A 22,590-nucleotide genomic window follows, 5' to 3' on the forward strand; every position below is an offset into this window, starting at 1 on the left:
CCCCCGGACCCGAGGGCGCAAGCGGGTGTCGCAGTTTCGAATCCTGCCCGGGGCAGGGTCAGCGACTTCCGATCGGCCACTGCACGATTCCGGCCAGCAGGGTGCCCGCGCCCTGCAACCAGACCGGCCAGGTGGCGGGGTCGAGCGCCATCGATCCTTCGTCGCGGATATCGCAGCCGGGCTGGACCGGGACGCCGTCGAAGCGGTCCTTCAGCCACAGCAGCACCCGCGGCATGCCGATGATCTCCAGCGTGACGTGTTCGCTGAAATGATCGCGCACATACTGAATTCGGGCGTTCGAGTCGTGGCAATACTGATCGACGACCGCGTTCACCGGCCCGACCGGGGCCAGCCAGTCGGGATTCGACTGGTAGAAGAACACCGGCATGTCCGGCACCGAATGCCCGAGCCGGATGGCGTCGAAGACCTCGTTCGGGATCGGATCGTGCAGCGGGTCCGGGCGATCGAACAGCCCCTGGATATTGAGGAACGGGAAGATGCCCGCCGAGTAGAGGCACAGGGCGTTCTTGACCGGAATCATGGCGCGGCCGAACGGATTCATATACTGCTGGATATAGGCGTCCAGTGCCGGATACTCGCGCGCCACCCCGAGCAGTCCGCTGAAGACGATGCCCGACCCGAGATTGTTACTGGCCAACTCGATGGTCTTGCGCAGGTCCGGTTCGTTGCCGCCGGTGGCCACACCCACGATGTTCAGATCCGGGGCATAGGCCGCGTGCAGCTCGGCGACGTGTGAGGAAACGATTGCGCCGCCGGAGTATCCGGCCACACCGACCTTGGTCTCCCGGCCGGGCAGACCCATCGGCGCGAAATTCTCCACCGCGCGAATCCCGTCCAGGATGATGTGCGCGCCGAGCGGCCCGGCCGCGAACGCCGAGTTCGGGCCCTCGTGATCGGGCATGGCGACCGCCCACCCCGCGCCCAGCGCGGTCAGCGGCGCGACGAACTCGAACGGAATGTCGTACTGCGAGGTGATGTTTCCCGGGATCGACGCCTGCTGCAGCACATACGACGGCGCGCAGTAGTTGGCGTTCGAGTCCTCGGGGAACTGATAGGACAGCAGCGGCCGCGGCTGCCCGCCGTTGTCGCCGCGCGGCTTCATGACCGTCGTGACCGCCGCGATCGGCTCGCCCCGGGTGTTCGTCGACCGGAACGACAATTGCCAGGCATCGATATTGAACGGAATCACCGAGTACAACGCCAGATGCACTTCCCGCGCCGCGATGATGTCGCCCGGCTGCTTGTCGGCGATGATCTCGGCAGGCGGGGCGTAGAAGCCCGGATCGAATTCCGGGGGCAGCGGCGGAATCGGGAACGGCAGTACCGGCCGCACCGGAACCGGCTGCGCGTCAGGATTCTCGGCCGGCGCCGCACCCGCCACCAACTGGGGAAACAGCAGGCAGACCGCCGCCACACCGGCCAGAATCGATATCGAACGGCGGAAATTCCTCCCGGACACCGTGATGCGCATTTCACCTTTCCCGAGCACGCCTGACCGCGCCCTCGAAAGGCGCGGAAGAAATGGAATGGGAAAACAGCAGGCAAAGAATACACACCGGGTGCGTAATGTGCGGTTCCGCGTTGATGTTTCGCTAGAGGCGGGTCGCAGTGCGGACGAGGTCGGCGATCGGTTTGGAACGGCTGTGGGGTGGCCAGGCGATGACGGTCGTGACCGGCGGGGCGTCCGGCACCGGGACGATGGCATGCCCCTCGCCCAGTTGGGCTCGAATCGATTCGGGCATGACCGCGCAGGCGCGGCCGAGTCTGATCAGTTGGGTCAGTTGGGTGTGGTCGCGGATCTGGGGGCCGGGGCCGTCCGGGTAGGTTCCGTCTCGGCGGGGCCAGCGGGGCAGGAGGTCGGTCAGGACGTCGATCTCGGACATCGACAGGTGGGCGCGGATGGCGAGGGGGTGACCCGCGGGCAGGACGACGACCTGCGGTTCGGTGTGCAGGTCCTCGGTGTCGAAGCCGGTCGTCGTGTCAAAGGGCTTGTGGAGTAGCGCGACGTCGGCAGTTCCGTTGCGCAGCAGGGTTTCCGGTTGGCCCGGACCGACCAGCACGACCTCGACCGGGACAGCGCCGGGTTCGGCGGCGTAGGCGTCCAGCAACTTCGACAGCAATTCGCTGGACGATCCCGCCTTGACCGCCAGCACCACACCGGCTCGGTCGGCGGCGCGGCGGGTGCGGCGCTCGGCGGCTTCGATCGCTTCGAGGGCGAGCCGGGCCTCCCTCAGCAGCACCGACCCGGCCCGGGTCAAGCTGATACCGCGTGAATTGCGTTGCAGCAGAACGACTCCGAGCCGACGCTCCAGTTGCTGGATCGCCCGCGACAGCGGCGGTTGCGCCATCGCGAGCCGTTGCGCCGCCCGCCCGAAGTGCAACTCCTCGGCGACGGCGACGAAATAGCGCATCTCCCGCGTCTCCACCATGTGATCGTATCCGGCGCTCACCACGATCAATACCCGTACGGTATCGCTGTCCACCCGATCGGTCTTGGAAATCCCACCCGGGTCCGCAGCACGATCGACGGTATGACAGAACGGACGATCGCGCTGGTGACCGGCGCGAACAAGGGAATCGGATACGAGATCGCGGCGGGCCTCGGCGCCCTGGGCTGGAAAGTCGGTGTGGGCGCGAGGGATCGGGAACGGCGCGAGACCGCGGTGGAGAAATTGCGTGCGGGCGGGGTCGACGCGTTCGGCGTGCCGCTCGATGTGAACGACGACGCGAGTGTCGCCGCCGCGGCCGAGCTGATCGCCGAATACGCCGGAGGACTCGACGTTCTGGTCAACAATGCCGCGATCACCGGCGGTATGCCGCAGACGCCCACCACGGTCGATCCCGCGATCGTGCGAGCCGCCGTGGAAACCAACGTGATCGGCGTCCTCCGCGTCACCAACGCGATGCTGCCCATGTTGCGCGGCTCGGCCTCGCCGCGAATCGTGAACATGTCCAGCAGCGTCGGCTCGCTCACCCTGCAGACCACGCCGGGCGCCGAGGTCGGCCCGATCTCGGCCGCCTACTCGGCGTCGAAGACCTTCCTCAACGCGGTCACCGTGCAGTACGCGAAGGAACTGCGCGACACCGACATCCTGATCAACTGCGGCTGCCCCGGGTACACCGCCACCGACCTCAACGGTTTCCAGGGCGTCCGCACACCCCAGCAGGGGGCGGCGATCGCGATTCACCTCGCGACGCTGCCCGACGACGGTCCGACCGGCGGATTCTTCGACGACTCCGGAGCCGTGCCCTGGTGAGGGTCAGCGGGGCTGCTGCTCGGCGATCACCGCCCAGTCGTCCGCGGCGTGCCCGTCGGTGATCGCTTGGTCGAAAACACCTTTGAGCAGTTCACCGAACGGCAGGGAGACCGCCTGGCCGACTGCGGCGTCGAGGGCGAGGTGGAGATCCTTGCGTCCGAGCGCGGTGGTGAACCCGGCCGGCTGGTATCTGCGCTCGGCGATCATCGACCCGTATCCGGCGTAGACGGGTCCGGGAAAGAGCGTCGAGGTCAGCAGTTCGACGAACCGGCCCGGGTCGGTGCCGGTCGCGTCGGCGAGGCCGACCGCCTCACCGAGGGACTGGATCGCGCAGGCGATCAGGTAGTTGCCCAGGATCTTGGCGATATTGGCCTGCTCGGGCCGTTCGCCCAGCCGCCAGGTGCGCGATCCGATGACGTCGAAGAACGGCTGAACCCGGTCGACGTGCTCGGGCGCGCCCGCGGCGAGGATGTTCAGCGCACCGGCCTCGGCCACATCGACCCGGCCGAACACCGGGGCGGCGACATAGCCGATCCCGTACGCGGCATGCTCGGCCGCGGCGCGGCGGGCCAGCTCGACGCTCACCGTGGCCACGTTGACGTGGATCGCCCCGGGCGGGGCCTCGCCGAGGACTCCGGAGTCGAAAAAGGTCTCGGCACAAGCGGTGTCGTCGGACAGGACCGAGAACACCACCGGGCACCGGAAGGCGTCCGCGACGGACGCGACGCGCCGGGCACCGTCGGCCGCGAGCTCTTCCGCGGTGCCGGCCGAACGGTTCCACACGACGACCTCGTGTCCGGCCCGGACCAGATTGCGCGCGATCGCCCGCCCCATCGCACCCAGACCGATGACCGCAACCTCGCCCATCGCACAACCTCCCAACATGAACCGGCCAAGACGGTTCGATTATGGCGGGAATCGATCTCGATGTCGAACCGTCTAAGATGGTTCACGCAGCGGTCCATGCCGGTATGGAAGGTGGTGGCGATGGAGGCCCGTCAACTGTTCCGGCTCGACAACGAGGTGCTGGCGTTCCGCTTCACGGCCACGGTGAGCGACCGGGCCGGCACGGCGCCTCGCGAGCGGCTGTCCAGCCCCGACCTGCTCGAACTCTGGCTGGATGCCGCGGGTCTCGGCGTGCCGGGCGTCTCGCCCGCCGAACTCCGGGAGGCGATCGCCCTGCGGGAAGCGATCTACCGGGCCGGATCGGCCGTCGCCGCCACCCGGCATCCCCATCCGGGTGACGCGACGATCCTGAATCGGGTCGCGGCCGCGGGACGGCCGCGGCCCGCGCTCGACAACGGACTCGCGGTCTGGCACCTGAGCGGGAAATCACCGGTACCCGACGCCCTGGGAGTGCTTGCCGCCGAGGCCATTCGGATACTCGGCGGCCCCGACCGCAGCCGGATCAAAGCCTGCGAAGGCCCCGGCTGCGCCGGTCTGTTCCTCGACACCAGCCGCGGCGCGAACCGCCGCTGGTGCTCGATGAACACGTGCGGCAACCGGGTCAAGAAGGCCCGGCTCGCCGACAGATGACCGCCCGGTCTAGGCGTGGAAGGGGTGGCCGCCGAGGGAGGCGGTGTACACGGCGGCCCGGGAGCGGGCGATGCGGAGGTTGGCGCGCTCGGACTCGGTCAAGGTGTGCCGGGCGCGTACTCGGCGGGCGGAGTCGCCGAGTACGGACAGGACGGTCAGTGGGTTGCGGGTGCGCGGGAACGCGATGACGGCCATGACAGAAACTCCTCGGAGAAAGTGGCACGCCGCAGATTTCCGAATCGGTTGGATTTCTCCGGTGGCAGCCTTTTTCGGGCATGCGAAATACACGATCGCCGAATTGTCGGGCGAGCGATGGGAAATCAGGAACCGGTCGGCATGCGGCGAGCCGGGAACGATGATTGTTTTCGAACCGGACTCGGATACGGACTATCGCCGGACTTCATTCGTCCCTCACCTCCTTGCCGCCTGGACGCACGGGCGCGTCGACCACATCAACGGGTACCAGCACCGGGGAGGGGCGGAAACAACGCCGCCACCAGCGGCATTGCGGGCACCCCTCTCGTCAGAGCTTCGGCACTGCACGACGTATCCCCTTGCGGGAAGCCACTTTGGATCACCCCTTAATCCGGGGAGATCTGTCCTAACCCTGGGCGTCTCTCGACGTCGTCGGATCAGTGGCCTGTATTCGTACAGGAGCCTCGCCTAGCGAGGTGCTGACCACCCCATATTGTCCTCTCCAGCACGGCAAGTCAAATCGATTCGTTTTTCCTGATGACTTCCTTACGGCCGAATTCCCGGAATGTCACTGATCCCGAGCCTTTTTCACGAGCACCCGTGTCAGGCCGGCGTCAGGTCGATATCAGCGGGACCGTGGACAGTCGTTTCCGTACCGGCCACCACCCTGCTGAAGGAGCTTCCGACATGACCACTTTCGCCACCCCGGCCCCCATCGCCCTCGACATCGACGTGCTGTGCGGCAATGTCACCGTCATCGCCTCCGACCGCGCCGACACCGTCGTCGAGGTGCGGGCGGCCGATGCCTCCAAGAAGGCCGATGTGCGGGCCGCCGAACAGACCGTGGTCGAGTTGAGCGACGGCACGCTGAGCGTGCGGATGCCGAAGAACTGGCGGACCTACACCCCGTTCGGCGGCAATGCCTCGATCGCGGTGACCGTGCACGTGCCGACGGGGTCGCGGCTGAAGGCGACCGCCGGCGTCGGCAAGATCCATGGCGTGGGCGAACTCGGTGAGTGCGCACTGGATCTCGCGCTGGGCGACATCGTCGTGGACCGCCCGCTCGGATCGGTGACCGCGAAGGTCGCCAAGGGCGACATCCGCATCGGAGAGGCGACCCGCGGCGTGCTGCGCCTGCAGACGTCGATGGGCGAGCTCGAGATCGGCATCCGGCCGGGCAGCGCGGTGCGGACCGAGACCGCGACGCAGAAGGGCTCGGTGCGCAACGACATGCAGGTCGTCGCACCCTCCGGCACCCAGGACGTCGTGCAGGTGTTCGCGCGGAACTCCCTGGGCAACATCGTCATTCGGCACACCGCCGCCGCGTGACCCGCGCCCGCACCGCCCGCACGCGTCCCCACGTCGCCGGGCATGACCGGCGGCCGCCAGGCCCGCGCGGCAGAATGGCCGGGTGCAAATCAGGATGCTTGGACCGCTCGACATCCGAGCCGAGGACGGGACCCCGATCGAGGTACCGGGCGCGCGACTGCGCGGGCTGCTCATCGCCCTCGCGCTCGAGCCCGGCCGCGCGGTCTCGAAGACGAAGCTGGTCGACTGGATCTGGGGTGAGCAGCCGCCCGCCGACGCGGCGAACGCCCTGCAGGCCCTGGTCTCCCGGCTGCGGCGGCTGCTGCCCGACGGCTCGATCGAGGTGCAGGCGGGCGGCTACCGGCTGCTGGTCGCGCCCGAGTCCGTGGATGCCGTGCGGTTCGAACAGCTCGTGGACCGGGCGCGCGGCGGGGACGACGCCCATCGGGCCGGGCTGCTGCGCGAGGCCCTCGACCTGTGGCGCGGCGCGTTCCTGCAGGACATCGGGGTGCCCGATGGCGACGACGTCAACGCGGTGCTGGTCCGATTCGACGGCCTGCGCCTGGCCGCCATGGAGGATCTCTACGAGGCCGAGATCCGGCTCGGCCGCGGCGCCGAACTCATCGCCGAACTGACCGAGCTCACCACCCAGCATCCGATGCGGGAGCGGCTGGCCGCCTCGCTCATGCGGGCCCTCGCCGAGGCCGGGCGCGGCAACGACGCGCTCACCGCCTACGAGCGGGTGCGCGAGGCCCTCGCCGACGAACTGGGCGCGGACCCCTCGCCGGAGCTCTCCGCCCTGCACGTCGCCCTGCTGCGCGGGGAGGTCGGGGCGAAGAACACCGACCGCACTACCAACCTGCGCGCCGAATTGACCAGCTACGTCGGCAAATTCGCCGATGTCGCCGCCGTGCGCGAACTCATCGCCGACCATCGGCTCACCACCATCACCGGCCCCGGCGGCTCCGGCAAGACCCGCCTCGCCCTCGAAACCGCCCGCACCTTGCTCGAGGACCTCCCCGACGGCGCGTGGCTGGTGGAACTGGCCGCCACCGACGCGAGCGGCGACCTGGCCCAATCCGCGCTCGCCGCACTGGGATTGCGCGACGCGCTGCTCGGCAGCGGCAGCCACGCCGAACCGATGGACCGCCTCGTCGCGGCCCTGCGCGAACGCGAAACACTGCTGATCCTGGACAACTGCGAGCATCTGATCGACGCCGCGGCGAGCTTCGCGCACCGGCTGCTCGGGGAGTGCCGGCGGCTGCGCATCCTCGCGACCAGCCGTGAGCCGCTGGGCATTACGGGCGAGGCGCTGTGGCAGGTCGAACCGCTGGCCCTGCCCGCCGAGGACGCCGACCCCGCCGCCATCGAATCCTCCCCCGCCGTCGCGCTGCTGCTGGACCGCGCCCGCGCCGTGCGCAAGGACCTCCCGGCCGACGCCGCGGCGCTGGCCACCATGGCCCGCGTCTGCCGCGCACTGGACGGGATCCCACTGGCCATCGAACTGGCCGCCGCCCGCCTGCGCACCATGTCCCTCGATCAGCTCGCCACCCGACTCGACGACCGCTTCCGCCTGCTGACCGGCGGCAGCCGCACCGCGATCGCCCAGCACCGGACCTTGCGCGCCGTGGTCGACTGGAGCTGGGAGCTGCTCTCCGAGGCCGAACGCACGGTGCTGCGCCGCCTCGCGGTGTTCTCCGGCGGCGCGAGTCTCGAAGCGGCCGAACAGGTTTGCGCGGATACCGACGGCGGCGCGGTCGAACAGTGGGAGGTGCTCGAACTGCTGACCGCGCTGACCGAGAAATCGCTGCTGCTGGTCACCGAGGACGGCGGACCCCGCTACCGCATGCTCGACACCATCAAGCAGTACGCCCGTGAACGCCTGGAGGCGGCGGGCGAGGCGGAACTCGTACGCAGAGCGCATCTTTCGTATTTCACCGATCTCGCCGCGCAGGCGGAGCCGCGCTTGCGCCGCGCCGACCAGGTGGAGTGGCTCGCCGTCCTCGATACCGAGCACGACAACATCGCGTCCGCCATGCGCGGCGCGCTCGCGGCCGGTGACGGGGCCGAGGCCATGCGGCTCGCGGCGGCCGCGGGCTGGTACTGGTGGCTGGCCGGGCACAAGGCCGAGGGCCTGGAGTTCGTGGCGGCGGCCGCCGACCTGCCCGCCGAGGTCGACGTCGACACCCGGGTGACGGTGTACGGGCTGGTCTCCCATTTCCTGTCGTCGGGCCCCAATGACCAACGCCAAGTACAGGAATGGATCCACAAGGCCTACGAGCTCAGCCAGGGCCGACCGGGCCACCACCCAACGGTCGCGCTGGTCGCCGCGCTCGAGCGCCTGTTCCAGGGTCCGGAGGCGATGCTGACCGCGTTCGAACCGGAGCTCACCGACGCCGATCCGTGGGTCCGGGCCCTGGCCCGGCTACAGATGGGCAAGATGCGGGTGGTGCTCGGGCAGGACGGGCCGGAGGTGGACGAGTACTTCGAGCAGGCGCTCACCGAGTTCCGCGCCATCGGCGAGCGGTGGGGAATCTCGTTCGCGCTCACCGAACTGGCCGAACGTATGGCCATGCGCGGCGAATTCGTCTCCGCCTGCGAGCTGCTGGACCAAGCGATCGAGGTGGTCACCAAGCTCGGCACGCTCGAGGATGTGGTCCGCATCCGATCGCGTCAGGCCCAGTTGTATTGGCTGCTGGGCGATTCGGAGGCGAGCGCGGCGGCGCTGGCGCAGGCGCAGCGGGCCGTCGATCGGTCCGGGTGGCCCAATGCTCTGGCGGAATTGGCGCTGACGCGGGCGGAACTGGCCCGGTGGAGCGGAGATTCCGCGGAGGCGTATCGCCAGATCGACCGTGCCGCGGACCTTTTGGACGGCGGCGAGGACACTCCCTACGTCTCCGCGATGATCCACACGCTGCGCGGCTATCTCGCCGAGGATCTGGACCAGGCGCGAGCCCACTTCGCCACCGCCTTCCAGGCCGCGATGGAGGCGGGCCACTCGCAGCTGATCGCCCAGATCATCGTGGGCATCGCGGATCTGGCCCTGCGCGAGGACGAGAACGAGCAGGCCGCGCACCTGCTGGCGGCGAGCCAGACGGTGCGCGGCCTACCCGATCGTTCGCTGCCGGACGCGACCCGGATCGAGGCGGAAACGCGAAATCGCCTCGGTGAAGCGGACTTCACCGAGGCGATGCGGAAGGGGTCGGAAGCGGACTGGAGCAATTTGGTCTCGATCACGCTCGCTTGTTGAAAGTGGCACGCGACCACAGGTATCCGACGATGGCGAACCCGGCGCACCAGGCCAGCGCGACGACGGTGTAGCCGCCCGACGGGTGTCCGGTGAGAAACCCGCGCAGGGATTCGATGATCGGGGTGAAGGGCTGGTACTCCGCGAACTGCCGGACACCCTGTCCCATCTTGTCGGCGGGCACGATCGCGCTGCTCAGGAAGGGCAGCATGATCAGCGGCACCACGGACATGCCCGCGGATTCCGGAGTCTTGGCCGCCATGCCCAGCGCGACCACCAGCCAGGAGGAAGCGAACGACACCGCGAGCATGACGCCGATCGCGCCCAGCCACTCACCGGCGCTGGCCGGCGACCGGAAGCCCAGGGCGAAGGCCACACCCAGGACCGCGCCGATGGCGATCACGTTGGTGAGGATGGTGGCCGCGACGTGGCCGGTCAGCACGGCTCCGCGGGAGACGTCCATGACCTTGAACCGGTTGATGACGCCCTTGGCCATGTCCGAGCTCACCGAGACCGCGGTGCCGGAGAGTCCGTAGTTGATGGCCAGCAGCAGCATGCCCGGCGTCGCGTAGTCGATGTAGTGCCCGCCGACATTGAAGGCGCTGCCGAACACGTAGACGAAGATCAGCAGCATCATCACCGGCATCAGCGCGGCGTTGAAGACGGTGACCGGGTTGCGGAGGATGTGTTTGAAGTTGCGGCGCAGCATGATCGACGAATCGGCGAGCGAGGTCGACAGGCTGCCGGGGGCGACGGTGGTGGTTGCGGTGCTCATTGTGCTTCGGCCTCCGTGGTGGCGTGCCCGGTCAGGGCGAGGAAAACGTCATCGAGATCAGGGGTGTGGATGGAGACCTCTTCGGCCTCGAGGGAGTGGTCGGCGAGCCGATCCAGCAGGGCGCGCAGGGTTTTCGTGCCGCCGTTGCCGGGCACCTGCAGGGTCAGGGCCTCGTGGTCGGCGGTGGAGCCGGGCAGGACCTGCGCGGCCGCGTCGAGCACGGCGAGATCGACGAATCGGAACTGCAGGTAGCTGCCGTGCACCCGGCGCTTGAGGTCGTCGGGGGTGCCCTCGGCGACGATGCGGCCGCCGTCGAGCACCGCGATGTGGTCGGCGAGCTGATCGGCTTCCTCGAGGTACTGGGTGGTGAGGAAGATGGTCACGCCGTCGGCGACCAGTTCCCGGACGATCTCCCACATGGTGCGGCGGCTGCGCGGGTCCAGTCCGGTGGTCGGCTCGTCGAGGAAGACGATCCGCGGCTTGGTCACCAGCGTCATCGCCAGGTCCAGCTTGCGGCGCATACCGCCGGAGTAGGTGGAGGCCGGCTTGCGCGCCGACGCGGTCAGATCGAAGCGGTCCAGCAGCGTGCCGACGACCTGCTTGCGATCGTTGCCCTTCAGCCGGTGCAGATCCGCCATCAGCTGGAGGTTCTCCTCGCCGGTCAGCAGATCGTCCACCGCCGCGAACTGGCCGGTGACGCCGATCGAGGCGCGCACCGCCTTGGTCTCGGTGGCGATGTCGTATCCGGCCACCCGTGCCGTGCCGCCATCGGCGGTCAGCAGCGTGGTCAGGACGTTCACGGTGGTGGTCTTGCCCGCGCCGTTGGGACCGAGCAGCGAGAAGATGGTTCCGGCACCGATATTCAGGTCGATGCCGTCGAGGATCGTCTTGTCCCCGTAGGCCTTGCGCAACCCGGAGGCCGCGATTGCTGTGCTGTTCATGGGGACTACATTCGGCGGCCCGCCTGATATGGGCCTGACACCGACCTGACACGGCGTCTGACACAGGGTTTCCCCTGTTCACAGTGGCTTTCTATGCCGCCGGTCGGGTCGCGGCGAGACCGTAGAGGACCGGGATGATCGGCGCGGTCGGCGGCAGCCGCCACCAGCCGTCGTCCGTCCGGACCATGCCGGGCCAGCGCGGCCACGGCAGGGTGTCGGTCTCGGTGAGCCCGGTGATGCGCAGGCCCGCGGCCAGCAGGGCGTTGACGACCTCGCCCAGGCCGTGCCGCCATTCGTAGGCGGTGGTGTCGGTGGTCAGATCGGGGCCGTCGGTGTAGGTGTGCACGCTGTCACGGCGTTGCGCGCCGCGACCTTCGAGGTAATCGTCGTGCAGGACAAGCAGATCCGGGTCCACACCCGGTGGCGGGGTGGGGCCGAGCGCGTGCAGCAGCGGATGGAACTCGACCAGGTAGAGCAGGCCGCCGGGCCGCAGCAGATCGGCGATCACCCGCGCCCAGCGGTCCAGGTCCGGCAGGTAGCACAGCGCGCCTTTGCCGGTGTAGACGATGTCGAAAGTCCTGCCGGTCAAGGCTTCCCGGGCGTCGTACACGTCGGCGCACACGTATTCGACCGTGCCCCCGGCCAATTCGCGTGCGTGCCGTACCGACTCCGCCGAGAAGTCCAGGCCGACCGCGCGGGCCCCGCGCCGCGCGAATTCGACCGTCTCCGTGCCCAGATGGCACTGCAGGTGCACGACATCGCGGTCGCGCACGTCGCCTAGCGTCTGCCATTCGAACGGCGCGAACCAGAAGCTCGCGTCGCGGTCCCGGTAGAAGCTGCTGGCGGCGTGAATACCCGCGCGGGCATCCCAGTTCCGGCGATTCACCGACAGCGGATCGATGGTCACGCCGCCCATGGTATGCGTACCTCCGCATTCGCTCCGGCCATGCGCGGGTTATGGACGGCTACGCCGACCGCGCCCATCCGGGCTCAGAACAAGTACTGGTTCTCCGCCGCGATGAAGAAACCGTGGCCGTCACCCGAGGAGCAGCGCACGCCCGAGGTCATGGATTCGCAGATGATGCTCTTCACGGCGAGTATCCGGCCGTATTCGAGGACCTTGCCGCCGCCCTCGTGGTTGCCGGGGGCGGTCGAGCCGTCGGTGGGCGGGCCGACGAACACGCCCTGGTTCAGGCACTCGAACTTGGTTCCGCCGCTGAGGATTTCGGCCGCCACCTCGTGCGCGGGATTGTTGGCGCAGGACAGCCCGGAGGGGATGGCGGTGGCGTTCTTCAGCTGACAGCCCGCGATGTGCAGGTTGTCCACGTCGATGCCGCATTTGATGTTCTTGCTGGGCGACTGGAAGTAGTAGTGACCTTGCTGCTGGAAGTCACGCGCGTCGACATTCGCGTCGTCGCGGTTGGGTAGTCCCGCGGTGGTGGTCGTGGCCTTGGCGGCCGTGGTGCCCGGGCCGGGATTGCCCTGCCCCGCGGTCGTGGTGACCTGGGCCGGACTGGTTCCCTGCGCGCCGGGTGTGGAACCGTTCGGGTCGCACCCGGACAAGGCGCCGACCAGCAGGATGGCGGCGGCCGCGGTCAGAAGGGCCTTCATGATCACTTCGCTTTCGGGTCGTCGGGCATGGTCGGTGGCGCCACGAGCAGTTCAATTCCCCCACAGAAACATTCGTTCGAATGAGCGGCGCTGTTATTCGGCTGAGAGCCCCGGAATAAACGGGCTTGACCGAGGCCCACAGCCTAGGCTGTGGGCATGACGCCGCTGCAGCGCTATATCGCAGAGGAAATCGCCACCGATCACGTCGAGGGGCTGCTCAGCCGCCGGGAGGCCCTGCGGCGGCTGGGCCTGCTCGGCATGGGGACGCCCGCGGCGGTGGCCCTGCTGGCCGCGTGCGGAGAATCGGCCGAACAGTCCGCTCCCACCACAACGGCGGCCGCCTCCGGGTCGCCGACCGGTGGGGCTTCCGGATCTCCCGCCGCCGCACCGCCGGGGAAGGCGACGGCGCTGCAGCCCACCGCCATCACCCTTCCGGGTCCCGAGGGCCGCACGCTGCAGGCGGCCTGGGCGGAAGCACCACAGCCCAAGGGCGGGGTGCTGGTGATCCACGAGAACAAGGGGCTCACCGATCACATTCGTTCCGTGACAGGGCGTTTCGCCGGCGTCGGCTATTCCGCGCTGGCCGTGGATCTGCTGTCCGAGGAGGGCGGCACCGCCTCCTTCACCGATGAGGCCGCCGCCACCGCGGCCCTGAGCAAGATCCCCCAGGACCGCTTCGTCGCCGACCTGCGCGCGGGCCTCGCCGAGCTCGGCGAACGGGTCCCCGGAAAGAAGCTGGGAGCCACCGGCTTCTGCTTCGGCGGCGGACTGACCTGGCTACTGCTCACCTCGGGCACCCCGGAACTGGCCGCGGCCACCCCGTTCTACGGACCGTTCCCCGATGGCGGCCAGGTCACCGGCTCCAAGGCCGCCGTCCTGGCCATCTACGGCGCATTGGATGCCCGCGTCGATGCTTCGCGCGCGGCCGCCGAGGCGGCGCTGGACAAGGCGGGCCTGACGCACGAGAGCTTCGTGGCCGACAATGCCGATCACGCCTTCTTCAACGACACCGGGCCGCGCTACCAGCCCACCGCCGCCGCCGAAGCCTGGCGACGCGTAATCGACTGGTACGGACGCTATCTCGCCTGAGACCCGCTAACGAGCGGCCAGTAGCCCATCGGCGACCGTCTGCGCGATCCGCTCGCACAGATCGTCGCCGACCGCCTGCTGAAACCCGAACAGCGAGTAGAACATCGGGCCCGCCATCAACAGGTGGACATGGGCCGGGTCGGGCGGCTCGGCCAATTCGCCGCGCGCGACGGCGTGTTCGAGGATGCCGCGCACGTAGTCGACCTCGACCCCCAGCGCCGATTCCCGGAACCGCTCGGCCAGCGCCGGATCCTTGGCCAGTTCCGCGATCAGGGCGGGACCGGACTGCACGGCCAGCGGGTTGCCCATCGAAGCCTTGATCACCCGGGCCAGCGCCCGCAGGTCGCCGCGCAGCGAACCGGTGTCGACCGGCGACGGCAGCTCCGCGGCGTGCACCGCGGCCCGGAAGGCCATTTCGGCCTTGGAGCCGAACCGGCGATAGATCGCGGCCTTGCTCACCCCCGCCTCGGCCGCCACCGCGTCGACGGTCAGCGCGCCATATCCCTTGCGCGCGAGCAGTTTCCGGGTGGCGGCCAGCACACTGTGATCTATCCGATCCTCTCGGGGCCGACCGGGGCCTTGTCGCGGGGTGCTCACGGTGTCACTATATCGATACTCCAGTTTCGAAACTCGAGTATCGATATTCTCCAGAGGAGCAGACCATGTCCACGGTCGAGAGCATCCCCACCCTCCCCCGCGATCCCGCCCGCACCCGCACCCTGTGGGCCGGGCGCTCCCTCATCGGCATCGCCGTCCTGCACATCGCGTACTTCCTTCCCGTCACCAGACCGAGCTGGTCCGACTGGATTTCCGGCGACCTCTCCCGCCACGGCGACAACCCGTCCGACGCACAGTCGATGGCCGACTTCTGGGCCCTCCCCGGCAGTTTCGTCGTCCCGCTCATCGCCCTCGGCGTGATGGTCACCAAGTCCGCCCGCGAGGACCGCGAAGTCCCGCGCACCGTGGGTGTTTCGCTCGGCCTCTGGTCCGCCGTGAACTGCGCCCTGCTCTTCCCGTCCGGCTTCATCCTCGGCCTGATACCCACCGGACTGCTGGTCGCCGCACGGCGCGCGCGACGCTGATGTTTTGATGGCTCGGTGGAATTGCGCCAGTTGCGGTATTTCGTGACCGTCGCCGAGGAACTGCACTTCGGCCGGGCCGCCGAGCGGTTGCACATCGCGCAACCCGCGGTCAGCCAGCAGGTACAGCGGCTCGAACGCGATCTGAAGGTGCAATTGCTGGATCGATCCCCCCGGCGCGTCCGGCTGACCGAGGCCGGGCTGCGCTTCCTGCCCGCGGCCCGGGCCGTGCTCGTCGCCGCGGAGCAGGCTCGCGCGTCCATCGCGGATCTCACCGGCGGGCGGGCCGAACTGTTCCGGCTGGGAACGGTGACCGGCCTGGGCGAACGACTCGACGCGGTCCTGGACGCCTTCGCCGAGCAGGCGCCGCAGGTGCAGGTGGAACTGATGGCGTTGCCCGTGCGGGAGCGCCTGGCCCAGGTGGCCGACGGCCGCCTGGACGCCGCCTTCGTGCGCTCCCCGGAACCGGAGCAGAGTCCGGACCTGGACTTCCTGCCCGCGTGGGACGATCCGCTGGTGGTCGCCCTGCCCGCCAAACACCCGCTGGCGAAACAGGATTCGGTGAATCTGACCGACCTGGCCACGGTGCCGCTGCGGCTGACCGAGCGCCGCAATCACCCCGCGCTGGTGGATCTGGTCCTGAACTCCTGCGTCCGTGCGGGTTTCGAGCCGATTCCCGCGCCCACCTCGACCACGCTGCAGGACACGCTGGCCGCCATCGGCGCGGGTTCGCCCATGTGGACCGTCGTCTACGAGTCGAATGCCCGTCAGGTACACAACTCGCGCGTGGCGTTCCGCGCCTTCGCGGACCCGGGCATGAGCCTGCCCATCGCGCTGGCCGTGCGCGCCGAGGCCGCCTCGCCGAATCTGCGGCTGCTGGGAGCGCTGCTCGCCGAGGCCGAGCAATAAGGATCGCTTATCGCTGCGCTAACGACCTGCTCATTGGTCGGGGCGCGGAATTCCGGTGAACTGTTCACAGGCCGCCGAAAGGATCGGAACTCGGAGCGAGAAGCTCCGAAATGGCCTGTATTCCAATGCTTTTCGCGAAGGAGAACAGTCATGCCCATCGTCACCGTGCAGCAGGGTCCGCGCACCGTCGAGCTGAAGCGCGATCTGGTTCGCCGCATCACCGACGCGTTCGTCGACGCCTACCAGATCCCGGCCGAGGCCGTGCAGGTCTGGATCCACGAGACCCCCGCCGACAGCTGGGGCACCGCCGGCCGGCTCACCGCCGACGGCAAATAGCCGGTGCCGGTCGGTCCGCCGCGGTCGATCACCCGATTCGCCCGCGGTGGGCCGTCTCGCCCCACGCGCCCGCACGCATCACGCTCTCCCCGAGGACTTTCCATGCCCATCGCAGTTTTCGCGTTGGCGCTGTGCGCCTTCGCCATCGGACTCACCGAGTTCGTGGTCGCCGGACTCCTACCGAATATCGCGACCGACCTGCACGTCACGATTCCCGCCGCGGGCCTGCTGGTCTCCGGCTACGCCCTCGGCGTCGTCATCGGCGCTCCCCTGCTCACCGCCCTGACCGGCGGGGTGGAACGCCGTCGCCTGCTCACCGGGTTCATGGGCCTGTTCCTGACGGGCAGCGTCCTGTCGGCCTTGGCTCCCGGGTACGCGGTCCTCATGATCGGTCGATCGGCCGCCGCACTGGCCCACGGCGCGTTCATGGGCGTCGGCATCGTGGCCGCCTCGGAGATGGTGCCGCAGGACAAGCGCGGCCGGGCCATGTCGCTGGTGATCAGCGGGGCCACGCTGGCCACGGTGCTGGGCGTGCCGATGGGCACCATGATCGGCCAGCATCTGGGCTGGCGCGCCACCTTCTGGGTGGTGACCGTGTGCGCCGCGATCGGCCTGGCCGGAGTGGCCACGCTGGTGCCGCGGGCCGACCGCAGCGCGGCGGGCCACCTGCGCACCGAACTGACCACCCTGCGGCAACGCCCGGTGCTGCTGGCCCTGCTGACCACCGTGCTCGGCTTCGGCGGCGTCATGACCTCCTACACCTACATCGCCGAAATGGCCACGCGGGTCACCGGTTTCGCGAGCACCACGGTCATCTGGATCACCATGCTCTTCGGACTGGGCACCTTCGTCGGCAACCTGCTCAGCGGCCGTTTCACCGACCGCTACCCGCGGGCCGCCGCCCCGGGCTCGCTGGTCCTGCTGGCCCTGGTGCTGGCCGTGTTCACACTGACCGTCCACGACAAGGCCGCCACCTGCGTGACCGTATTCCTCTTCGGCGCAGCGGCTTTCGGCACCCTGGCACCGCTGCAGATGCGGATCATGGCCAAGGCGGGAGCCGCCCCGACGCTCGCCTCGGCCACCAATGTCGCCGCCTTCAACCTGGCCAACACGATCGGGCCGCTGCTCGGAGGCGCGCTGCTCAGCGCCGGATTCGGCTACGCCACTTTGAATCTAGCCGGTGCGCTGTTCACCGCGCTCGGCCTGGCCGTAGCGCTGCGCGGCCTCGCCGCCGACCGGTCGGCGACTGCCGCGCCGATCGCCGAGGACCTGATCCTCGTCTGACAGTCGGCTGCCAGCACACCTCGTCACCCTGACAGATCTCCCGAAGAACGGAATTCCCATGCCTTTCGCACCCGTCACCCTCGGCAACGGACCCAGCGACGTCGAATACCTCGTCACCGGCAGCGGGCCGGGCGTCGTGCTGGTGCACGGCACCTTCGCCGACGCCGAGGCCCAGTGGACCGAGCTGATGGCCGAACTCGGCTCGCGGTACACGGTGGTCGCGCCGAACCTCGCCGGATCGGGGGCCACCACCCATCCCGCCGAGATGACCGTCGAGGATCTGGCCGCGCAGGTCCTGGCCGCCGCCGACCACGCGGGACTGGCCACCTTCCATCTGGCGGGCCATTCGCTGGGCGCGGTGACCGCGGCCGCCCTCGCCGGACTGCGCCCCGGGCGGGTGAATTCCCTGGTGCTGCACGCCCCGTGGGCCGCGCCGACCGCTCGCGGCGCCGGGCAGTTCGGCCTCTGGCTGGACCTGCTGCGCACCGACCGGGACGCCCTGGCCCGGCTGCTGCCGTTGTGCGCGCTCAAGCCCGAGACCATGGCGGCGTGGACGACCGAGGACTTCGATCAGACGGTCGCGGCCTTCGCCGGACTGATCGATCCCCGGCACGCGGTGCAGGTGGAACTCGACCGGGTGGCCGACATCCGGGCGCTGCTGCCCCGCATCACCGCCCCGACACGGGTCTTGGCCAGCCTGCAGGACCACATGGTTCCCGTGGCCGAGCAGCGGGCGGTGGCGGCGGCCATCGCGGGAGCCGAGCTCGTCGAGTTCGACGCCGGGCACGCCCTCCCGCTCGAGGACGGGCCGGGCTTCGGGAAGGCCGTCGCCGAGTTCCTCGATCGGCACACCGCGCGCTGACGCCCGGTCATCGCGCGCGGCAGCCCGTACAGTCACACCGTGCGCTCCACGCGAAACCCGATGCGGCCGTTCGACTCGGACGGCCGCGTCGGCGTATCCGGCGAACGCCGGGCATCCCCGCGATACCCCCGCTCCCACTCGCGGAACTCAACCGGACCGACCCTTCGGTTGGGTCGGGTGTCGGACCCGTTCCAACCTGGTATCGACTCCGCATGCTCCCTGGTAGAAGCCATTTCGGGTGATAAACCGGCACTATGGCTGAAGTAGTGGTCAGTCCCCCCGTACCCACCGCGGCGGGACGTTCGCTCGAATTCTGGGGCTATTGCATGTGGGGCCTCGCGGGGCTGGCAATCGCCGTGTCCGAACTGGCATCGGTCTTCCGACTGGCGAGCTGGCCGACCATCTCGAACACCATCGGGCACTTGGAGACCCGGCACGACTGGGTGCGGCTGATCGTGGTCGCGGTGATCGTGCTGCTCGCCTATTACGCCGTCCCGCAGCTGACCACCGCGGCCGCGCCGGTCGTGCAATCGGTCGGCGGGCGCACCCTGACCGCGAACGGCCGTGTCACCACGGCCGATTCACCGGTCACCCTGCTGGGCGCGGGCTACCTGCTGGCGGCCGTGGGCACCTACGTGTTCGGCGTGCTGTTCGCCGCCGCCGATCGCGGCATGCACCCGCATTCCTATCTGGGCGCCTACGTGCTCTACGGGTTGATCGCCCTCATGTGGGTCATCGTCCCGAGCATCCTGGCCATGTTCTTCAGCCGAGATGTCCCCTTCCCCACGCTGTTTCGCACCGTCGGCTATCTGGAGCGCCGCGCCCACCCGGTCGCCGCGATCATCCTGGCCGGACTCGTGGTGCTGTTGATCCACCTGGCCTTCTACCCCTGGCCCGTGGTGGCGAACTGAGAAACCCCTTGCGGGATCGGTTATTTGCGGCCGCGTAGCACCCAGAAGGCCGCGTAGGCCGCCCCCGCGAGACCGACGACCACGACCGCACCGATTGTTGTCAGGATTGGATCCACGCCTGCGATTTTAGGCGTCCGACCGGCCGGAGGGGGCGAGCTCGGCGGCCATTGGGCCCCGGGCTCGGCGCGCCGCGCATGACCGATCATCGAAACAGGCGTATGCAGGAGTTATGGGTCGCCACCCGCAGCGGACCCCGTTCTACGGGGTGCTGATGCTGATCGGGGCCATGCTCTCCGGACTCTGGATCCGGGACTGGCCCTGGCTGTGGCTGCGGGTAGTCGCTTTTTCGGCGCTGTTCGTCATCGCGTGCGCCGGTTTCCTCATGACGTTCCGCGATCTCTCATGACACAAATATTGCATACATAGCGATTCATGCATATGGTGTTGCGTCGGGACTACCGAAGGAGGGTTATGGGCGGGCACGAGCATTCACACGGGCATGGACACGACCACGCCGGGCATTCGCACGGCGCGACCGCCGACAGCGACAAGCGCTGGCTGGCCGGCGCGCTGGCGGTGATCGTGGCATTCCTGCTCGGTGAGGTCGTCGTCGGCCTCGTCGCCAGATCGCTGGCCCTGCTCTCCGACGCGGCGCACATGCTCACCGACGCGGCCTCGATCGTGCTGGCGCTGTGGGCGATCCGCCTGGCCGCCAAACCCGCCGAGGGCCGCATGACCTACGGCTGGAAGCGCGCCGAGATCCTCTCCGCCCAGGCCAACGGCCTCACTCTGCTGGGTCTGGCCGCCTGGCTGACCTACGAGGCGATCCGGCGTCTCATCGATCCCCCCGACGTCACCGGCGGGCTGGTCCTGGTCACCGCCCTGGTCGGCATCGTGGTCAATGTGCTGGCCAGCTGGATGATCAGCCGCGCCAACCGCACCAGCCTCAATGTCGAAGGCGCTTACCAGCACATCCTCAACGACCTGTTCGCCTTCATCGCCACCGCCGTCGCCGGTCTGATCATCATGCTCACCGGCTTCACCCGCGCGGACGGCATCGCCACCCTGATCGTGGTCGTGCTCATGGTCAAGGCCGGTGTCGGCCTGGTCCGCGCCTCCGGGCGCATCTTCCTCGAGGCCGCTCCCACCTACCTCGACCCCGTCGAGATCGGCCGCGAAATGGCCGACGTCGACTCGGTCGTCGAGGTCCACGACCTCCACATCTGGGAGATCACCTCCGGCGTCCCGTCCCTGTCGGCCCACATCCTGGTGGCCCCCGGCGCGGACAGCCAGTCCGTGCGCGCGGCCGTGGCCCACATGCTGGCCGACAAGCACCACATCGACCACGCGGTCCTCCAGGTCGACTTCACCGACCACGACGAATGCCCACCCGACGTCGACCACGACCACGAACCCCACTGCGCCGAACCGCACGGCCCGGTGCACCGCAAGACCTCCGCCGCGAACTGAGGGCCGGCACAGTCACACCGTGGCGGCGTGCGACTCCGCGAGCCGAGCCAGCGCGGCCGCGGCCGGGGAATCCGGTGCGGCGGTGTACACCACCATCAGCTGATCGGGATCACCCGGCAGCGTGAGGGTTTCGTAGCCGATCTCCAACCGGCCGACCTCCGGGTGGTGAATCAGCTTGGCCCCGCGTGTCTTCTCCTTGATCGGATGCGCGATCCACAGGCGGCGGAAGGCCGGGCTGGCTGCCGAGAGCTCTTCGACCAGGGCGGTCAGCTTCGGGTCGCCGGGGTGCAGACCGGCGTCGCGGCGCAGGAAGGCGACCGTTTCGGCGGCGACCGTCTCCCACTCCGGGTAGAAGGTGGGCGCGGCGGGCTCGAGGAACAGATAGCGGGCCTGATTGCGCTGCGCGGCGGGGACGCGTGAAAAGCCGGAGACCAAGTCGCCCAGCAGATTCCAGGACAGGACGTCCATCCGGCGGCCCAGTACGAACGCCGGTGCGGCCAGGGCGTCGAGCATCAGCTGGATGCCCGGGGCGACGCTGTCGCGGTACGCGCCGGACGGGGCTGCCACGTGCGCGTCGACCACGCCGTGGGGCCGGGCCAAGGCGTAGAGGTGCAGGCGTTCGGTATCGGTGAGGCGCAGCGCGCGGGCCACCGCGTCCAGGACGGCATCCGAAACGTGTTTGCCGCGGCCCTGTTCCAGGCGAATGTAGTAGTCGACGCTGACGCCCGCGAGCTGGGCGACCTCCTCCCGCCGCAGGCCCGGGACTCGGCGGCGGCCGTAATCGCGCAGGCCCGCGTCGGCGGGGCTGAGGCGGGACCGGCGCGAGCGCAGGAAGTCGCCGAGATCGTTCTGCATGGGATCCAGCGTACGAAGTCATCCTGGTACTGGCAGACCCAGGAAAGGTTGAACCCTCGCTGCCTTCGCGGCGCGCTCGCAGGATGAGTGCACGAGCAAGAACGCGAAGGAGCACGGAAATGAGCTACGAGAACCTGTCCGGCCGGACCGCCGTCATCGCCGGAGCCGCCAGCGGCATGGGTGAGGCGACCGCACTGCTGCTGGCCCGCAACGGGGCCCGGGTGGCACTGCTGGCCCGGCGCGCGGATCGGCTGGAGACCCTCGCCGCGAAGATCGAGGCCGAGGGCGGGACCGCGCTGGCGGTCGCGGTGGACGTCACCGATTCGGCGAGTGTCGCCGCGGCGGCCGAGGCCGTGCACGCGGCGTTCGGACCCGTCGATCTGGTGGTGAATTCGGCGGGTGTCATGCTGCCCAACCCGATCACCGAGGGCCGCGAGGACGAGTGGACCCGGATGCTGGAGACCAATGTGGCCGGGCGGCTGCGCATGATCCGCGCGTTCGTCCCGGACCTGCTGGCCGCCGCCGACGCGGGCCGGACCGCCGACCTGGTGAACATCTCCTCGATCGGCGCGCACCTGACCTTCCCCAGCTACTCGGTGTACGGGGCCACCCAGGCCGCCATCACCCAGCTGTCGGCGAACCTGCGCACCGAGCTGGGCCCGCGCAAGGTGCGGGTCACCAATATCGAGCCGGGCCTCACCGCGACCGAGCTGGGCGACCACATCGACAATGCCGAACTCAGCGGCCAATTGGACGGCATGTTCCAGTTCATGGAGTCGCTGCGCGCCGAGGACATCGCCGACCTGATCGCCTACACCACCAGCCGCCCGGCCTACGTGAACCTGCGCCAGGTCATCGTCCTGCCGACCCAGCAGGCATAGTTTTTACCGAATCTTGGTGCCCG

The 22,590-nt window shown here is 69.1% G+C and carries 24 protein-coding genes and 1 riboswitch; of the genes, 14 read left to right on the forward strand and 10 right to left on the reverse strand.

The window, feature by feature from the left end; all coding sequences use genetic code 11:
* Positions 1–58 precede the first annotated feature (58 nt).
* Positions 59–1,492: a lipase family protein gene (locus GPX89_RS17850; protein WP_157388671.1), complete on the reverse strand. Its 1,434-nt coding sequence runs from the start codon at positions 1,490–1,492 to the stop codon at positions 59–61.
* A 121-nt stretch (positions 1,493–1,613) separates the two neighbouring features.
* Positions 1,614–2,504, reverse strand: a complete 891-nt coding sequence (locus GPX89_RS17855) for a LysR family transcriptional regulator (RefSeq protein WP_328601948.1) — start codon at positions 2,502–2,504, stop codon at positions 1,614–1,616.
* A 48-nt stretch (positions 2,505–2,552) separates the two neighbouring features.
* Between GPX89_RS17855 and GPX89_RS17860 the strand changes: the two genes are divergently transcribed.
* Positions 2,553–3,278, forward strand: coding sequence for an SDR family oxidoreductase (locus GPX89_RS17860; RefSeq protein WP_157388673.1), 726 nt, complete (start codon positions 2,553–2,555; stop codon positions 3,276–3,278).
* Positions 3,279–3,281: 3 nt separating this feature from the next.
* Here the strand turns inward: GPX89_RS17860 and GPX89_RS17865 are convergent, their stop codons facing one another.
* A complete protein-coding gene (locus tag GPX89_RS17865; RefSeq protein WP_157388675.1) occupies positions 3,282–4,145 on the reverse strand; it encodes an NAD(P)-dependent oxidoreductase in 864 nt (287 codons plus the stop codon).
* A 120-nt stretch (positions 4,146–4,265) separates the two neighbouring features.
* On the opposite strand from GPX89_RS17865, the gene GPX89_RS17870 reads away from it, so the two are divergent.
* Positions 4,266–4,814 (forward strand): CGNR zinc finger domain-containing protein, encoded by a 549-nt coding sequence (locus tag GPX89_RS17870; protein WP_157388676.1) that lies wholly within the window; start codon positions 4,266–4,268, stop codon positions 4,812–4,814.
* A gap of 9 nt (positions 4,815–4,823) precedes the next feature.
* Here GPX89_RS17870 and GPX89_RS17875 read toward each other — a convergent pair whose 3' ends face one another.
* Entirely contained in the window at positions 4,824–5,009 is a 186-nt protein-coding gene (locus GPX89_RS17875) for a hypothetical protein (RefSeq protein WP_157388678.1), read from the reverse strand.
* Between the two features lie 313 nt (positions 5,010–5,322).
* Positions 5,323–5,492: riboswitch (M-box (ykoK) riboswitch) on the reverse strand.
* Between the two features lie 204 nt (positions 5,493–5,696).
* On the opposite strand from GPX89_RS17875, the gene GPX89_RS17880 reads away from it, so the two are divergent.
* Entirely contained in the window at positions 5,697–6,338 is a 642-nt protein-coding gene (locus GPX89_RS17880; RefSeq protein WP_157388680.1) for a DUF4097 family beta strand repeat-containing protein, read from the forward strand.
* Positions 6,339–6,420: 82 nt separating this feature from the next.
* A complete protein-coding gene (locus tag GPX89_RS17885; protein WP_328601949.1) occupies positions 6,421–9,567 on the forward strand; it encodes a BTAD domain-containing putative transcriptional regulator in 3,147 nt (1,048 codons plus the stop codon).
* Here the strand turns inward: GPX89_RS17885 and GPX89_RS17890 are convergent.
* The 4 genes from GPX89_RS17890 to GPX89_RS17905 all read right to left on the reverse strand — a co-directional run bounded on the left by GPX89_RS17890 (position 9,551) and on the right by GPX89_RS17905 (position 12,891).
* Positions 9,551–10,339, reverse strand: a complete 789-nt coding sequence (locus GPX89_RS17890) for an ABC transporter permease (protein WP_157388681.1) — start codon at positions 10,337–10,339, stop codon at positions 9,551–9,553. The two genes, GPX89_RS17885 and GPX89_RS17890, sit on opposite strands and share 17 nt — an antisense overlap.
* A complete protein-coding gene (locus GPX89_RS17895; RefSeq protein WP_157388682.1) occupies positions 10,336–11,280 on the reverse strand; it encodes an ATP-binding cassette domain-containing protein in 945 nt (314 codons plus the stop codon). The genes GPX89_RS17890 and GPX89_RS17895 overlap by 4 nt, the downstream gene beginning before the upstream one ends.
* A gap of 91 nt (positions 11,281–11,371) precedes the next feature.
* A complete protein-coding gene (locus GPX89_RS17900) occupies positions 11,372–12,196 on the reverse strand; it encodes a class I SAM-dependent methyltransferase (protein WP_157388685.1) in 825 nt (274 codons plus the stop codon).
* Positions 12,197–12,270: 74 nt separating this feature from the next.
* The gene (locus GPX89_RS17905) at positions 12,271–12,891 is read right to left on the reverse strand and encodes a hypothetical protein (protein WP_198347484.1); all 621 of its coding nucleotides are present in this window, start codon (positions 12,889–12,891) and stop codon (positions 12,271–12,273) included.
* Positions 12,892–13,047: 156 nt separating this feature from the next.
* Between GPX89_RS17905 and GPX89_RS17910 the strand changes: the two genes are divergently transcribed.
* A complete protein-coding gene (locus GPX89_RS17910) occupies positions 13,048–13,980 on the forward strand; it encodes a dienelactone hydrolase family protein (protein ID WP_157388687.1) in 933 nt (310 codons plus the stop codon).
* Positions 13,981–13,986: 6 nt separating this feature from the next.
* On the opposite strand, the gene GPX89_RS17915 is transcribed toward GPX89_RS17910, so the two are convergent.
* Complete coding sequence (locus GPX89_RS17915; protein ID WP_157388689.1) at positions 13,987–14,577, reverse strand: TetR/AcrR family transcriptional regulator; 591 nt, start codon at positions 14,575–14,577, stop codon at positions 13,987–13,989.
* Between the two features lie 65 nt (positions 14,578–14,642).
* Between GPX89_RS17915 and GPX89_RS17920 the strand changes: the two genes are divergently transcribed.
* The 8 genes from GPX89_RS17920 (at position 14,643) to GPX89_RS17955 (ending at position 20,831) form a co-directional block, all read left to right on the forward strand.
* Positions 14,643–15,062: a DUF6463 family protein gene (locus GPX89_RS17920; protein ID WP_198347485.1), complete on the forward strand. Its 420-nt coding sequence runs from the start codon at positions 14,643–14,645 to the stop codon at positions 15,060–15,062.
* 15 nt (positions 15,063–15,077) lie between these two features.
* Positions 15,078–15,968, forward strand: a complete 891-nt coding sequence (locus GPX89_RS17925; protein WP_198347486.1) for a LysR family transcriptional regulator — start codon at positions 15,078–15,080, stop codon at positions 15,966–15,968.
* A 150-nt stretch (positions 15,969–16,118) separates the two neighbouring features.
* On the forward strand, positions 16,119–16,304 hold the full coding sequence (gene dmpI / locus GPX89_RS17930; RefSeq protein WP_036545806.1) for a 4-oxalocrotonate tautomerase DmpI: 186 nt from the start codon (positions 16,119–16,121) through the stop codon (positions 16,302–16,304).
* A gap of 102 nt (positions 16,305–16,406) precedes the next feature.
* Positions 16,407–17,588 carry an MFS transporter gene (locus GPX89_RS17935; RefSeq protein ID WP_157388691.1) on the forward strand — a complete coding sequence of 394 codons (1,182 nt, stop codon included), beginning with the start codon at positions 16,407–16,409 and terminating at the stop codon, positions 17,586–17,588.
* Positions 17,589–17,646: 58 nt separating this feature from the next.
* Positions 17,647–18,450, forward strand: coding sequence for an alpha/beta fold hydrolase (locus GPX89_RS17940; RefSeq protein ID WP_157388693.1), 804 nt, complete (start codon positions 17,647–17,649; stop codon positions 18,448–18,450).
* A gap of 254 nt (positions 18,451–18,704) precedes the next feature.
* A complete protein-coding gene (locus GPX89_RS17945) occupies positions 18,705–19,361 on the forward strand; it encodes a hypothetical protein (RefSeq protein ID WP_157388695.1) in 657 nt (218 codons plus the stop codon).
* A gap of 229 nt (positions 19,362–19,590) precedes the next feature.
* Positions 19,591–19,767, forward strand: coding sequence for a hypothetical protein (locus GPX89_RS17950; protein ID WP_157388696.1), 177 nt, complete (start codon positions 19,591–19,593; stop codon positions 19,765–19,767).
* Positions 19,768–19,832: 65 nt separating this feature from the next.
* Positions 19,833–20,831, forward strand: coding sequence for a cation diffusion facilitator family transporter (locus GPX89_RS17955; RefSeq protein ID WP_157388698.1), 999 nt, complete (start codon positions 19,833–19,835; stop codon positions 20,829–20,831).
* Positions 20,832–20,843: 12 nt separating this feature from the next.
* Here the strand turns inward: GPX89_RS17955 and GPX89_RS17960 are convergent, their stop codons facing one another.
* Positions 20,844–21,686 (reverse strand): helix-turn-helix transcriptional regulator, encoded by an 843-nt coding sequence (locus GPX89_RS17960; protein WP_157388700.1) that lies wholly within the window; start codon positions 21,684–21,686, stop codon positions 20,844–20,846.
* Between the two features lie 119 nt (positions 21,687–21,805).
* On the opposite strand from GPX89_RS17960, the gene GPX89_RS17965 reads away from it, so the two are divergent.
* Positions 21,806–22,567 (forward strand): SDR family oxidoreductase, encoded by a 762-nt coding sequence (locus GPX89_RS17965; protein WP_157388702.1) that lies wholly within the window; start codon positions 21,806–21,808, stop codon positions 22,565–22,567.
* Positions 22,568–22,590: the final 23 nt, after the last annotated feature.

The organism is Nocardia terrae (assembly GCF_009760405.1).
Lineage (GTDB): Bacteria > Actinomycetota > Actinomycetes > Mycobacteriales > Mycobacteriaceae > Nocardia > Nocardia terrae.